The 13,296-nt window shown below is 67.4% G+C and carries 10 protein-coding genes; 2 read left to right on the top strand and 8 right to left on the bottom strand.

Features of this window, described 5'->3' with window-relative positions; all coding sequences use genetic code 11:
* Positions 1–15: 15 nt before the first annotated feature.
* The 8 genes from JTJ31_RS22410 to JTJ31_RS22375 all read right to left on the bottom strand — a co-directional run bounded on the left by JTJ31_RS22410 (position 16) and on the right by JTJ31_RS22375 (position 10,370).
* Entirely contained in the window at positions 16–744 is a 729-nt protein-coding gene (locus JTJ31_RS22410) for an enoyl-CoA hydratase/isomerase family protein (RefSeq protein ID WP_207540974.1), read from the bottom strand.
* A gap of 23 nt (positions 745–767) precedes the next feature.
* Entirely contained in the window at positions 768–3,176 is a 2,409-nt protein-coding gene (locus tag JTJ31_RS22405) for a xanthine dehydrogenase family protein molybdopterin-binding subunit (RefSeq protein ID WP_207540973.1), read from the bottom strand.
* Entirely contained in the window at positions 3,169–3,657 is a 489-nt protein-coding gene (locus tag JTJ31_RS22400; protein WP_207540972.1) for a (2Fe-2S)-binding protein, read from the bottom strand. The genes JTJ31_RS22405 and JTJ31_RS22400 overlap by 8 nt, the downstream gene beginning before the upstream one ends.
* 11 nt (positions 3,658–3,668) lie before the next feature.
* Positions 3,669–4,556 (bottom strand): FAD binding domain-containing protein, encoded by an 888-nt coding sequence (locus JTJ31_RS22395; RefSeq protein WP_207540971.1) that lies wholly within the window; start codon positions 4,554–4,556, stop codon positions 3,669–3,671.
* Positions 4,557–5,226: 670 nt separating this feature from the next.
* Complete coding sequence (locus tag JTJ31_RS22390) at positions 5,227–5,898, bottom strand: dioxygenase family protein (protein ID WP_207540970.1); 672 nt, start codon at positions 5,896–5,898, stop codon at positions 5,227–5,229.
* 1,091 nt (positions 5,899–6,989) lie between these two features.
* Positions 6,990–7,508, bottom strand: coding sequence for a YqhA family protein (locus JTJ31_RS22385; protein ID WP_207540969.1), 519 nt, complete (start codon positions 7,506–7,508; stop codon positions 6,990–6,992).
* Between the two features lie 50 nt (positions 7,509–7,558).
* Positions 7,559–8,722, bottom strand: a complete 1,164-nt coding sequence (locus JTJ31_RS22380; protein ID WP_207540968.1) for a potassium channel family protein — start codon at positions 8,720–8,722, stop codon at positions 7,559–7,561.
* 247 nt (positions 8,723–8,969) lie between these two features.
* Positions 8,970–10,370 (bottom strand): phenylacetate--CoA ligase family protein, encoded by a 1,401-nt coding sequence (locus JTJ31_RS22375; protein ID WP_207540967.1) that lies wholly within the window; start codon positions 10,368–10,370, stop codon positions 8,970–8,972.
* Between the two features lie 116 nt (positions 10,371–10,486).
* Here JTJ31_RS22375 and JTJ31_RS22370 point away from each other — a divergent pair, with 116 nt between their 5' ends.
* Together JTJ31_RS22370 and JTJ31_RS22365 are read left to right on the top strand one after the other, a co-directional pair.
* Positions 10,487–10,936, top strand: a complete 450-nt coding sequence (locus JTJ31_RS22370) for a hypothetical protein (protein WP_207540966.1) — start codon at positions 10,487–10,489, stop codon at positions 10,934–10,936.
* A gap of 24 nt (positions 10,937–10,960) precedes the next feature.
* Positions 10,961–13,177 (top strand): PBP1A family penicillin-binding protein, encoded by a 2,217-nt coding sequence (locus tag JTJ31_RS22365; RefSeq protein ID WP_328805801.1) that lies wholly within the window; start codon positions 10,961–10,963, stop codon positions 13,175–13,177.
* The last annotated feature ends 119 nt before the right edge of the window (positions 13,178–13,296 follow it).

Here is a 13,296-nt window from a genome sequence, read left to right as displayed (position 1 = left end):
TTGAGCGCGCCGTGGTCAGTGCGCTTGCTTTTTCATCGCAGCGGCGGTGTTCACCATTGAATGCAGCGAGCGCGCGTAATCCACCGCGCCCTGGTCGTCCATGCGCGGGGCAACACGCAGGTATTCCTTGAGACCGAGGATCGCAGGACGCGGGCGGGCGAGCACGACTTGGCAGAACCTCTCCACCTCCGCCTGCAACTGCGCCTCAGGCACCACATCGGAGACGATGCCGTATTCGAGGGCGCGCTGGGCGGTGATGAACTCCGCAGAGTAGGCCATGCGGAGGATGGCGTTGCGGTTCATGCGATCGTACACGGCCGACATCACCATGGTCGGCATGACGTTGTGATTGATCTCAGGGATGTTGAAGGTCGCGCTGTCGGCGGCGAAGGACACGTCGCAGAGCGCCGCAACGGCGAGGCCGTAGCCCATAGCGCGGCCGCGCAGCGCTGCGATCACCGGCACCTGTGCGTTGCGGATCGCCTTGTAGCTGTTGAAGACGCCATCGTATTCGGGACGGCGGGAATAGGCCTCGGCCGCGGGCGGGCCCGGCACGTCGCGCACGCGTCCCGTGCAGAAATCCGCACCTGCGGAGGCGAGGAGCACCGCGTCCGAAGTCTCGTGCGCCTTCAGCAGCGCCTCGGCCATCGCGGCGGCCATGCTGTCCGTCGTGCCGCAATCCTTTCGGTTCAGCGTCACGCGCAGCAGGCGCCCGTCCTGTTCAATCTTCAGGGCCTCGGTCATGGCTTCTTCCTCTCTTCGGATGGTCATTCGGCCGCTTCGCGCGCGGGCGCGGCGGGCGTGGCTTCGCGCAGGGCGCGCCAGATGGCGGCGGGCGTCATCGGAAGGGCGTCAATAGAGGCGCCCGCGGGCGCGAGGGCGTCGTTGATCGCGCTCGCAATGGCGGCGGGGCCGCCGAGGTAGCCGGCCTCCCCCGAACCCTTCTGCCCAAACTCGGTCAGCGGGGACGGCGTGCAGTGGTCCACGATGGTGATGGACGGCACTTCCTGTGCGGAGGGCAGCAGGTAGTCCATGAAGGAACCCGAGACGAGCTGGCCCTCGGGCGAGAAGGCAAACTTCTCCATCAGCGCGGCACCTAGACCGTGTGCGACACCACCATAGGTCATGCCGTGCACGACATCGGGGCTGATCATCACGCCGCAATCATGGCCGACCACGTAGCGGTGCAGCGCCACCTTGCCCGTCTCCGCGTCCACGGAGGCGAGGACGATGTGGCACTCGAAGGAGTGGCAGGGGTACATCTGCACCCGCCCATCCGCCGTAGGGATCATGCCGCCGGTCGGCACCTCCCAGACGAACTTCTCCTGCAAGCCCGGCTCCATCCCCTCCGGCAGGTTGTGGAACTCGCGATGAGCGATCTCGACCAGGCGGCTCCAAGCGATCTGACGCGAAGGGTCGCCGCGCATCACCGCGTCGCCATCCTCCCACTCCAGCGCCCCTTCCGGTGCCTGGAACTGGTGCGCGGCGATGGCAAGCATCTTGGCGCGGATGCGCTTCGCCGCCCCCGCCGCCGCCCCGCCCAGCATGATCGCCATGCGCGATCCGACCGGGCTGTTGGAGGGCAAGGCGTTCAGTGAATCTGCATGGATGACGCGGATCGTGTCTGGCTCGCGCCGCAGTACCTCGCCCACCACGGTCGAGACCAGCGTCTCGTGCGCCTGGCCGGAGGTGGAGGTGCCCATCACCGCCGTGACGGCGCCGTTCAGATCCACGCGGACAAGGCAGGAATCCATCCAGGTCGTCGTGGTGTTCTTGGGATTGAAGAGCGGCTCGAAGGAGGAATTGCCGCCGGATGGCTCCAGGCAGGTGGACACGCCGATCCCGGCGAGCTTGCCCTCTGCACGCAGCGCATCACGTTGACGCAGCAGCTCGTCATGGCCGGCAGCCGCGAGAGCCTTGTCCAGCACCGTCGCATAGTCGCCGCTGTCGTAGCTCGTGCCGGAGGGGATCAGGTAGGGAAAACGGTCGGCGGGGATGAGGTTGCGGCGGCGCATCTCCACCCGATCCATGCCGAGGAACCGCGCCACTTTGTCCATGCCCGTCTCGATTGCGTAGTTGGTCGGCGACTGGCCGAAGCCGCGGACAGCCTCCTGCGGCGTCTTGTTGGTCATCACCGAGACGGCGTCGTAGACCACGCTGTTGATGATGTAGGGACCGACGATGGCTCCCACTGGCTTGCCCAGCTGGAGCGGCGCACGGCCGGAATATGCGCCCACGTCGTCCACCGCGCGCATCTTCATGGAGCGCACGACGCCATCGCGTCCGAAGGCCATGGCGACTTCGAAGATGCGGTCCGGCCCCTGCATGTCGCCGCCGCGCATGTTCTCCAGCCGGTCTTCCAGGAAGCGCACCGGGCGGCCCAGCCGGCGCGCGAGCCATCCGACGAGGACGGTGTGCTTCAGACCGCGCTTGACGCCGTAGGAGCCGCCGACATCCACGTCGTAATGCACGCGCACCGCGTTGCCCGCCAGGCGCAGGGCACGCGCCAGCTGGTCGGGGAACTTGGGCATCTGGATGGAGGCCCAGACGTCCAGGATCTCGGTCGCGTCGTTCCAGGCGCAGGTGGCGACGAAGGTTTCGATCGGGACCGTGGAGGAGCGCGCCCAGCGCACTCGGTAGGAAAGGGTGTGCTCGGCGGCGGCGAAGTCCTCCTCAACCGGGCCCCAGGTGAACTTGCGGTTCCAGATAATGTTGGAGCCGTGGGCAGGGTGCACCAGCGGCGCCTCCGGAAGCAGCGCCGCTTCAGGGTCGACGACATGCTGGGTCTGCTCGTACTCCACCTCGACCAGCTCGGCGGCGTCCTCGGCAAAGGCGCGGGTTTCGGCCACCACGGCGACCACCCACTCCCCGGCGTAGCGCACCACGCCGCGCGCCAGCGGAAAGCGCGTGACGGCGGGTGCGTCCACGCCGGGAAGCATGGGCTCAAGCTCCCTGTTCATCTCGTCGCCGGTGATGATGGCATGGACCCCAGGCAGGGCGAGTGCAGCGTCAGCGTTTACCGAGAGGATGCGCGCGCTGGCATGCGGGCTGGCAACGATGGCGACGTGCAGCAGGCCCGGAAGCTGAATGTCGGCGGCGTACCGGCCCTGGCCCCGCACGAAGCGCCGGTGCTCGACGGCGCGTCGGCGCTTGCCGATGTAGCGGAACTCAGCCATGCGCTGCCTCCTCCTGGCCGGAGGCGAGCTTCACGGCGTCCACGATCTGCTGGTAGCCGGTGCAGCGGCAGAGATTGCCCCCGATCGCGTCGCGGATCTCCTCCTCGCTGGGCTGCGGGTTGCGCGCGAGGAGGTCGGTGCAGGCGATCAGCATTCCCGGCGTGCAGTAGCCGCATTGCAGCGCGTGGGATTCGAGGAAAGCGTCCTGTAGTTTGGACAACTCGCCCCGCGCGGGGGCAAGTCCCTCGACGGTGGTGACGGACATACCATCCACCTGCGCGGCGAAAAGGCAGCAGGCACGCACCGGCGCGCCGTCCAGCAGGACGGAGCAGGCGCCGCAAATGCCGTGCTCGCAGCCGACATGGGTCCCGGTGAGGGCAAGATGGTCGCGCAGGAAGTCGACCAGCGTGGTGCGCGGCTCCACGAAGGCGCGGCGCACTGTGCCGTTCACCGTGATCTCGACGGAAATCGGGGCGGTCATGGCGGTTCCCCTTAGGCGGCCAGGGCCGGCGTGGCAGCCGAGGCGGCACGCAGCAGGGCGCGGCGCAGCAGCACGACTGCGAGATGACGGCGGTATCCGGCGTCGGCGTGCATATCCGTGCCGGGCTCGGAGCGGGCGGCGGCTTCCTCCGCGGCCTCCTGAGCTAGGGTCGCGGTGATGCGGCGGCCGATGAGGCGCTGCGCCAGATCCGGGAAGGCGAGCGGCGTGCCCGCGACCCCGCCCAACCCGATGGTGGCGCGGCGGCAGGTGCCATCGGGGTCCAGCTGGATCTGACAGGCGGCCGAGGCCATGGCGAAGTCGCCATGCCGGATCGCGACCTCCTCGAAGGCGCAGGACACGCCCGCGCCGGCCCACACCGGCCATTCGACGGCGGTGAGGCATTCCGCCTCGTTGGCGGCCGTGAACATGGGGGCGACAAAGAACTCGCTGGCCGGCACGCGGCGCTCCCCCCCGTTCTGGCTCCGCAGCACCAGCGTGGCGTCCAGCACGGCAGCAGCGAGGGGAAGCTCGGCCGATGGGTCGGCGTGGACGAGGCTCCCCCCAATCGTGCCGCGATTGCGTGTCTGCACGTGGCCAACCCAGCGCAGCGCCTCGGCGATGAGGGGGACAGAACGGCGCAGAGCGACGTCGGCCTCCATGTCGCGCTGACGGGTAATCGCACCCAGCGTCACGTGATCTGGCGCGTCGTGCCGCGCCTTCAGCGCGTCGAGCCGATTGATGTCCACCAGCACCGAAGGCCGGGCCAGGCGCATCGCCATCATTGGCACCAGGCTCTGCCCGCCCGCGATGGGCTTGCAGTCGCCTCCATGCCGCGCCAGCAAATCCAGCGCGTGATCCAGGCTCTCGGCGCGATGGAACGTGAAGGGCGCGGCCTTCATCGCCACGCGTCCTGGACTGGCCCTCGCCGCATGCGGGCATCCTCCGAGTGTATCGTTGGTAGGCGGCATAGGGCGGCACGGACTGGCGCCGCAAACCACTCTTTCTCACAGGTCGTGAGAAAAACTCACACTGCTTGCGAAGCGCCGCCAGAAAGGGGTATCGCCCGCTGCCCTGAAATCAGGCGAATGAGCTATGGCCGATCTGGGTCGTTCCGGCGCGCCAAAAACTCTCGTTGCTACAGAGAGTCGGAGCGGGTGAGTCACCTGGAGACAAACTACCGAACGCGGCGACTGCCATACGCACTCGACGCCTCCGACCGATCCGAGAGTAAATGCTTCCTTATGGCCAACATGCGGCTCGTGTGGCGCATGGCGCCAAGACAGGCATGCAAACTCCCCCGTTTGGTCCAGATGCTCAATGCATTGTTGGAATTGTTCTGAAGGGCTCGCGCTGGCGCCCCGGCAGATACAAGGACTGTCCCCTGCCGTGCCCGAGGCGCCTGTAGCCTATCCCGGCGGGGCCTATGCCAGCCCCCCGCCTCTGGAGTACCTCTAGGCCCGGCTGAAGAAATGGCGCACGGCTGCTACCCGTTACGACAAGACCGCACGATCCTTTCTCGGCATGCTCTGTCTCGCCGCCGCACTCGGCTGGCTCAGGCGCTAACGCACCTTAGAACATTACAAGATCGCGTTCGGTCAGCAGTGCGCCCTGCTCAATGCGATCGGCGGGGGCAAAGTGCATCAGCATGGCCTCGCGCTGGCGCAGGTCGCGTACAGAGTTGAATAGGCTGTCCCGCTCATTCTGCGGCTCTCCGGCGACGTACAACTGAGTCACAAACGGCTCGGGCCAGCCCGCAGCCGAGACGAGGACGTGGATGTGCGGTGTACGTCCCGGGTAGTGGACCGGCTTGATCGTGCGGAAGGCAAAACGGCCATCTGATCCGACCACCATCCGCCCACGTCCCTGGAACCCGGCGTCTCGCACGCCTCGCTGATCGCGCGGGTGTCTGTAGAGGCCATTCACGTCAGCTTGCCAAATTTCGACAGTCGCTCCCGCTATAGGTTCGCCGGTCGACGCCACTACGCGGCCTCGCACATGCGTGACAATGCCTTGAGCTGCCGCTTCGGCGCCCCTGACACGCACGAGATCGTTATCTACGTCTCCGGACCAGTCTAACGGATAGTAGGGACCGGTGCTCTGGCGCGGCGTTGGGACCAGGGGGAGGCCCTGCGCTGAGGCGCCAAAATTGCCTCGCGTCCCAACAAGAGTAGTTGCGATGGAGGCGGTGCCCAGGGCGACCCTACGTCGGGAAAGAAGATAGGGTGTATGGAGCAATGACATGGAAGCCTCCTTGGCGGCCAGTTCAGGCTCGACCCGAGCGTTAGCAGGAGGACCAATGCTTTACTCTGCGTCGCCGTAGAGCGAGTGACAAAGTGTGACTTGCCGCAAGCAGGCCTCCGTCGGCGGCCCCGGCACCGGCCATCGCTCATCGGTTCGCACCGGATCGCTTCCGCAAAAGCAAGCCAAACGTCACGATCCGCCTCAGGTTCAGGGGCGGACGGACACTATGTTGGTGTCCGGGTCGCTCGCCATCGTTCAGTCAACGGCCGCTCGTGCTGGTAGAGCCTGACGGAAGAGCAGCGTCAGCTTTGCCCTCGTTGAAGGTCTCTGACGTCCGCAGGTTGTTGCTCCGGCACCAATTCCGCGCGGCTTCGGCGGCCAAGCGGCCCCAGGCACAGTCCTTTAGACCTACATAGGTGCTGGTCCAGATAGCCGCGTCCTGGGATCATCTGGATTTCGGTGCGGGTGAAGTCGCGGATTTCGTAGTCCCTGTCGCCTTGTTGCGCGCTGGGCCCTGCGACGCCATGATCGTAATCCCCACCAGAACGAACCGCTTCATCCTGAACGCCTCTACCGTGGTCGGCGGGTGCGAATTGGTCTCGACGAAGCGGCGGTGATACGTCCTACCCGTCTGACACATCGGGGCGGTCTGAGTCATGCGCTGCAGCCAATGTTCTCCGGCTTCGGGCCTCCTCGGCCAGGGCCCAGGGCCGGCAAGCATCTCAAGTTACTCGCCTCGGAGGAACGGCCCTCCAACACTCTAGGCAGTGCTGGCTGAAGTCCCGACGGCCGTCGCTGTTGTCCGCGGGGCACTCGCTACGCGAAGGCGAATCCAAAGCTGATCGACCTTTTCGGTCATCGCATGGCACTCGCGACTGACCAGGCTATGCCTCGCCGCCACCTGCGCTTCGTCCTGTAGGCTGGCGGCGAGCTTGGCCTGAATCCGAAGGTACTCTGCTGTTCTAATGCCCATTTGCACCGAGGGTCTAACGGAGGGTGCATCCTCAGCGCATCAAACAAGTTCCGTAAGATTTCAAGGCAGTTTGGCGCGTTTAGGCTGCAATGCCGGGCCGGCAGGATGGCGGCTCGCGTCACACCCTTTCGTTCTTGCCGGCATCTCCATGGTGCATGCCCAGGCGGTCCAGGATGCCGAGCAGCACGGCACCCACCAAAAAGACCATGTGAATGACCACCCGCCAGAAGATCGCCGTCTCGTTCTGCGTCTCGGCCTGGAGAAAGATCTGCAGCAGGTGAATCGAGGAGATGGCCACCATGGCCGTCGCCACCTTGATCTTCAGGTTGCCATGGTCCGTGCGCGACACCCAGCGCATCTCCTGCTCGTCCGCCTCGCCCTGCAGCCGGTCCACCAGGCTGTCATAGGAGGATAGCGCCACCATCACGACGAGCGAGGCAACGAGGACGCTGTCGAGCAGGTGAAGCACGTCGATGAGCAGGTCCGCCTCGCTTCTCTGCCAGAGCTCTATGGTCAACTCCCAGAGCTTGCCCAGGAAGCGCACCGCAAAGAGAGCGAGGCCCCACATGAGGCCGAGAAAGAACACAATCAGGAGGAAGCGTCCGGCGAGGATGAGCTTGGCGAGCGCGAGCAGCATAGCTGATCCTCGATGTCGGGTAGCGGTACGAAAGGCCGGTGGGTGCGACGTCATGCATCCTCGCGCATGCGGTCGGCCTCTGCAGCGGCGCGCGGGTCCTGGTCCCCGGTCAGCTCGTCCCAATCATAGCCGAGGCTGCTGGCAACGATCTTCAGGTCCCCCTCCCAACGCGACCGATGCTCCAGATAGGCGCGGATGGCGACAGCCGCGTCCGGCCGCTCAGCAATGCCGGCCTTGGCGAGCCGGGCGCGCGTCCTCGCAATCCGGTCGGCCAGATCGTTGCGCTCGACGTTCACCGTCCTTGCCGGCGAGGCGCGGCGCCGCAAGCCAATCGACACGGCAACCTCGCCGAGCGCATGGAGCGCCGTTTCCTCCAGTGCGGTGAGTGTCGGGTGGTCGCAAGCCTCCGGGTAGCGGTCGGGGTCGGGGAAGGCGCGGAGCACGGCGCCGATCTCCAGGGCCACGAACAGCATCCGTGGCAGGCCGTCATGGACCTCGACCGGATGGAAGTACTGCGTCACCGGATGCTCGACCTGGCTTTCCAGCACCGCCTGCAAGGCGCGGGCCGCCTCCGCGAACACGTCGTCGAGGCCGACGAACTCGCCGTTCCGGTGACGGCGCGCCAGAAGTGCGGCTGCGGCGTCCGGACCGCGCCCTGCTTCATGGAACAGAGCGAGCGCTGCCGCCCGACGTCGCTCCAGCGCGCCGTTGACGGTCAGGAAGTAGGCAACGGTCAGCGGAATGGCCACGAAGCCAGTCCCGGCCTCTGCCAGGGCGACCAGGCGCATGAGCGTGACGCGGGGGACGATGTCGCCATAGCCAAGCGTGGTCACGGTCACGCCGCTGAAGTAGATCGCCTGGAGCCAAGCCGGCGCGTCTTGTGCGCCTTCATCCACGCGGAAGCCGTCCGGCATCCAGGGCAGGTAGATGCAGGCGAAGCCGAGGCTGAGCACTCCCATGAGTGCGGCAAGCAGCGTCGGGAGCAGCAGTGGCCCAACGCGATTCAGCGCCCGGTGCCGCCGCTCGCGCGGCAACCGGCCCGTGGCCGCGAGAGCCACCCTCCAGGCGAGGCGGCTCAAGGTCTCGGCGAGCGGGCCAGCCCGCGCTCGCGCATGCAGCACGGTCGCATACACCTCATAGGCCGCAAGGAAGAGCAGGGCGCATCCTATGAGACAGGCCAAGGCGGCGTAGAGCGAGGACAGGGGGCCTCCCACCTATTGAGGAATGCAGGGCTCGGCAAAGCCTCAGAAAGGCTACGCCAAGCAACGAAACAGAACGCAACGTTTTTGCGCGCAGTTGCGCCAGTTCTCTATGATCCAGCTTGATGCGGTGCCGCATTTCAAGAGGAGGGCGGCCTGTACTCCTATGTGATTCGCGGCCGGCCCCATCGCCACGGCAGGGGTCGGTGCCGCGAAGCGCTTGCCGGCTCGGTGTCGAAACTGGACGCTGCGTTGGATCCGATCACGGGACCTCGCATAAGAAATCCTCGAACTTCCCTGCAGCTGAGCGCGGCAGTTCGCTCAGAAAGGCGAGATCAACACGGAACGCCTCGCCGAACTTCGCCTTTGCCCATCGAGTGATCGCATCTTCCTCGGCCTCGGAAAGCGGCTGCGCCACGACCAGCCGCAGCTCAAGCCGGTCGATCGCTCGCTGGACGATCTGGTAGCCGCGAAGGGGCGGCGCCGCTTCCGTCATGGCTTGGAGGTCGGAGGAGGCGAGCAGGGGCCAATGCCGGTCTCCTTTTGGCAGCACCAGCATGTTCTGGGTCCGACCCAGTATGCGCCTCAGCACGGGAAGCCCGCGTCCGCAGGAGCACGCTTCTCCCACCTCCGCGAGGTCGCCAATGTCGTAGCGGATCAGTGGCATGGCGAGGTTGTGCAAGGGCGTCACCACGACGCGGCCGACCTCTCCTGGCCCGCAGGGCTCGCCGTCCTCACGCAAGACCTCAAGGAACACGCCCTCCGCCTGGACATGGTAGTGCTCGTGGTCCGGACACTGCAGCGCGAGGTAGCCGGCCTCACGCGTGCTGTAGATATCGACGAGCGGCACGCCCCACGCGGCTTGGCAGGCTTCCCTTACTCCCGGACGCAGGTTTTCCGAGATCGTGATCACCTGCCGCAGCCGCGTCGGCCGGACGCCGCCTGCTCGGCACGCCTCGGCCAGCAGCCGCGCGATGGAGGAATGCGTCAAAAGGTAGTCGGGATCGCGTCGCAACAGCCACTCCACCTGCTGCTCGATCGGCGTGGTGATGTTGAGCGCGACAAGAGGCCCCGTCGCGAACACGGCGTCAGTGGAGTAGCCCCAGGATGGAGCCGTGGTGCCGTCCGGCCAGAGCGCCTTGCCTTTGCCGCTCTCACGGATGGCCGCGAAGGTGCCCCCGAGGTCACGCCGGTGCCAAAGGTGATCGCGGACGGTGAAGGCGCTCCAGATCAACTCCCATAGCTGGCTTCGCACCGAACGGATCGGGCTGCCTGTCGAGCCGGAGGTATAGATCTCCCGCCATTCGCCATGCCCCGCCGGAAGCCGCTCGGCCAGCATCGCGCCCGACGCATCCGCCGCCTGGATCTCCTCGCGGCGGAGGATCGGGATCTGACGCCACGCCTTCTGCCAGTCCTCCGTCTGCGGAAGTTGGGCGAGGCCCCCGGCCAGGCGTTCGCGGTAGAACGGAACCTGGGCCGCGGCGTGAGCCAGGAGCGCCGCGAGTTGCTCCCGCTGGCGCAGCAGCAAGCGGTCGAGCGGCCACCATTGGCTCTGTTCCAGCTGGAACAGCACCGACAGCAAGGCCGCGCCGTTGGCAGCTGGGATGGCCGGCCACGAAATGCCCGGAACGGCGGACAAAACCGGGCTTTCGGCTGGGGGCACCTCTGTCTCCTGTCTGTGGCTTCGTGCTGGAGAAACCCTCCAATGAACTCTGCGTTTGGTGAAGGCGAGGTCGTGGGCCTTGCACGCCGGCACGTCTTTGCCGGGCGGAGGAGGTCATGCGGTCAGTTCTCATTACGGCGGCGATGCTCGGAGTGGTGCACCTGACCGTCCCGGTCGCAGCGGCACCTGTTGTCCTTCCAGTCTCCGATGAGGACGGGGCCGATGGCGGACGAGGCGTGCAACTGGTGCGCGCTGGCGGAGCTTCCTTCCTGCCACCCGCCGATGCGCGCCAGTCGCCGCTGGTGGCTGTTGGTGAAGGTGGCGAAGGCGGGCGCGGCAGAGGTCGACGTCGGGGTTATTTCCGCGACGGCTACGGCTATCGCGAATACTACCAGTACCAATACTCCCCGCCGGGTTACTACGCGCCTCCTCCCCCTCGGCCGCGGGTCTACTACTACACGCCTGCGCCGCCACCGCCGCCGGCCTATGGTTATTATGCCCCAGCCCCCCGCTACGCTCCGCCCCCGCCGTCCCCCAGGGGAGGGTGGGTCGATCCGGCCTGGTGAGGCGCGCGTGAGCCGTGTGACACGGTGAGCGCGGCCACCAAGGACAACACCGGATCTCCCCCACCGGCCCCCCGCCTGATGCGGGCATTGCACGCGATCGCGGCGCCGCTGCGGTTCCTGTTCCGGCCGGTGGTTCTCGCTCTCGGGCTTGTCATAGCGCTGGGCAGCGCTGTGGCTCTGGTGGCTTGGTGCCTGCTGGCACTGCCCGTGGATGGCGGCATGGCCGCCCAGCCCGGTGCGAACGCCTCCCTCGTCCTTGAGACCGGAACCGGTGACGTGTTCGCTGCACGCGGCACGCTCCGGGGCGACCCGATCCAGGCCGACCGGCTGCCGCAGCCGCTTGCGGACGCGGTGGTGGCAATCGAGGACCGTCGCTTCCGCGACCATGCCGGCTTGGATCTGCGGGCCGTCTTCCGCGCGGGCCTGCGGAATGCGACGGCCGGCCGCACGCGCGAGGGCGGCAGCACCATCACCCAGCAGCTTGCGCGCCTGCAGTATCTTTCGGCCGAGCGGACGCTGTTGCGCAAGACACAGGAGCTATTGATCGCGCTTTGGCTTGAGCGGCAGCTGTCGAAGGACGAGATCCTCGCCCGCTACCTCAGTAGCGCCTATTTCGGTGCGGGTGCCTGGGGCGCGGACGCGGCGGCCCGGCGCTATTTCGGCAAGGCCGCGGGCGAGCTGACGCTGGCCGAGGCGGCAATGCTCGCGGGCCTTATTCGCGCCCCGTCACAGCTTGCCCCCACCCGCAACATGGAAGGCGCGCGACGCCGCGCTGAGCTTGTCCTCGCCGCCATGGTCGAGACGGGCCGTGCCTCTCAGGGCGACGCGGACGCCGCGCGTGCCAAACCTGCCGCGCTGCAGGCGCCGCCCGAGATGGCGGCCGGCCGCGGCTGGTTCGCCGATTGGGTGGAAGCCGATGTCCGTCGACTTCTTGGCCCTGTGCCGGTGGATCTCGCCGCGCGGACGACGCTCGACCCCGAATTGCAGGATCTGGCCGAGCGCGTGGTAACAGACTTCCTGCGCCGTGAGGGCGATCGCGCGAGGGTCGGGCAGGCGGCACTCGTCGCCATGACGCATGAGGGAGCGGTGCTCGCCGCCGTGGGCGGCCGCGACTACGCAGATACCCAGTTCAACCGCGTCACGCAGGCCCGCCGCCAGCCCGGCTCGCTTTTCAAGCTGTTCGTCTATGGGGCCGCGCTGGAGAACGGCTTCAACCCCGACAGCCCCGTCGTGGACCGGCCGGTACGCATCGGCACCTGGGAGCCGCAGAACTTTGGCGGACGGTTCCGCGGATCGACGACGCTTCGGGAAGCCTTCGCGCAGTCCATCAACACCGTGGCGGTGCAGCTCTCCGAGACGGTGGGACGCGAGCGCGTGGCCGATGTCGCAAGGCGTCTTGGCCTTCGATCCGAGCTTCCTGCGGTGCCGAGCGTGGCGCTTGGCACCGCCGAGAGCACGTTGCTGGAACTCACCGGCACCTTTGCCTCCGTGGCGGCAGGGCGCCGCGTGGATCCGCATGTGGTCCGGGCTGTGCGCGCCCGCGACCGCGCCCTCTACACGCGGTCGGAGCCGACAGGCGAACCGCCCTTGGCCCCGGCAGTGCGGCAACAGTTGCTCAGCCTACTGGTGGGCGCGGTGCGCGAGGGCACCGGCCGGACGGTCCGGCTGCAGATCCCGGTGGCGGGCAAGACCGGGACGACGCAGGAGCACCGCGACGCCTGGTTCATTGCCTTCACGCCGGACATCGTCGTGGGCGTCTGGGTCGGCAATGACGACAACACCCCCACCAACGGCGTCACGGGCGGCGAGCTGCCCGCGCGCATGTGGCAAGCCTTTGTCGGAGAGGCCAGCCGGATCAGGGTGGCCGCGCCCCCCGCCCCACAGCCAGCGGCCGCTGCGGCGCCGCCTGCTCCGCCTGCGGCGCCAGCGCTGCGCGGCCGTGTGAGCGTGCTGGACACTGCCACGCTGCGGGTGGGTGGGCAGGTCGCGCGGCTCGCTGGCGTGATTGGGTTCGGAGGCGAGTACGCCCGCGACATGGCCGTCTATCTGGCGGGCCGCGAGGTGTCCTGCACGCCGGCCGCCGAACGCCCGGGCTACCACAACTGCCGCGCAGGCGACCGGGACTTGGCGGAGGTGGTGCTGTTCAATGGCGGCGGCCGCGCGGAAGAGGATGCACCAACCGTCCTGTTGGAAGCCGAGCACCGGGCGCGCTCCATCGGCCGCGGCATCTGGGCGCGCTAGGGCTGCGTGGCGTCCATGCCCCGTAGGCGATGTTTTGGGCGCAGTCCAGCGCGTCCAACCGCGCTGGAGACGCCCCAGGCCGCATCCACGTCGCCGCTCGTTAGTCCACATCCCGGTAG

Source organism: Sabulicella rubraurantiaca, from assembly GCF_017355885.1.
GTDB lineage: Bacteria > Pseudomonadota > Alphaproteobacteria > Acetobacterales > Acetobacteraceae > Roseococcus > Roseococcus rubraurantiacus.
This window is presented reverse-complemented; position numbering and strand designations above follow the sequence as displayed.

Coding starts and splice junctions, on each gene's coding strand:
- JTJ31_RS22405 (WP_207540973.1), bottom strand. CDS start 3,176: ATGGCTGAGTTCCGCTACATCGGCAAGCGCCGACGCGCCGTCGAGCAC.
- JTJ31_RS22400 (WP_207540972.1), bottom strand. CDS start 3,657: ATGACCGCCCCGATTTCCGTCGAGATCACGGTGAACGGCACAGTGCGC.
- JTJ31_RS22385 (WP_207540969.1), bottom strand. CDS start 7,508: ATGCTGCTCGCGCTCGCCAAGCTCATCCTCGCCGGACGCTTCCTCCTG.
- JTJ31_RS22410 (WP_207540974.1), bottom strand. CDS start 744: ATGACCGAGGCCCTGAAGATTGAACAGGACGGGCGCCTGCTGCGCGTG.
- JTJ31_RS22390 (WP_207540970.1), bottom strand. CDS start 5,898: ATGTCATTGCTCCATACACCCTATCTTCTTTCCCGACGTAGGGTCGCC.
- JTJ31_RS22370 (WP_207540966.1), top strand. CDS start 10,487: ATGCGGTCAGTTCTCATTACGGCGGCGATGCTCGGAGTGGTGCACCTG.
- JTJ31_RS22395 (WP_207540971.1), bottom strand. CDS start 4,556: ATGAAGGCCGCGCCCTTCACGTTCCATCGCGCCGAGAGCCTGGATCAC.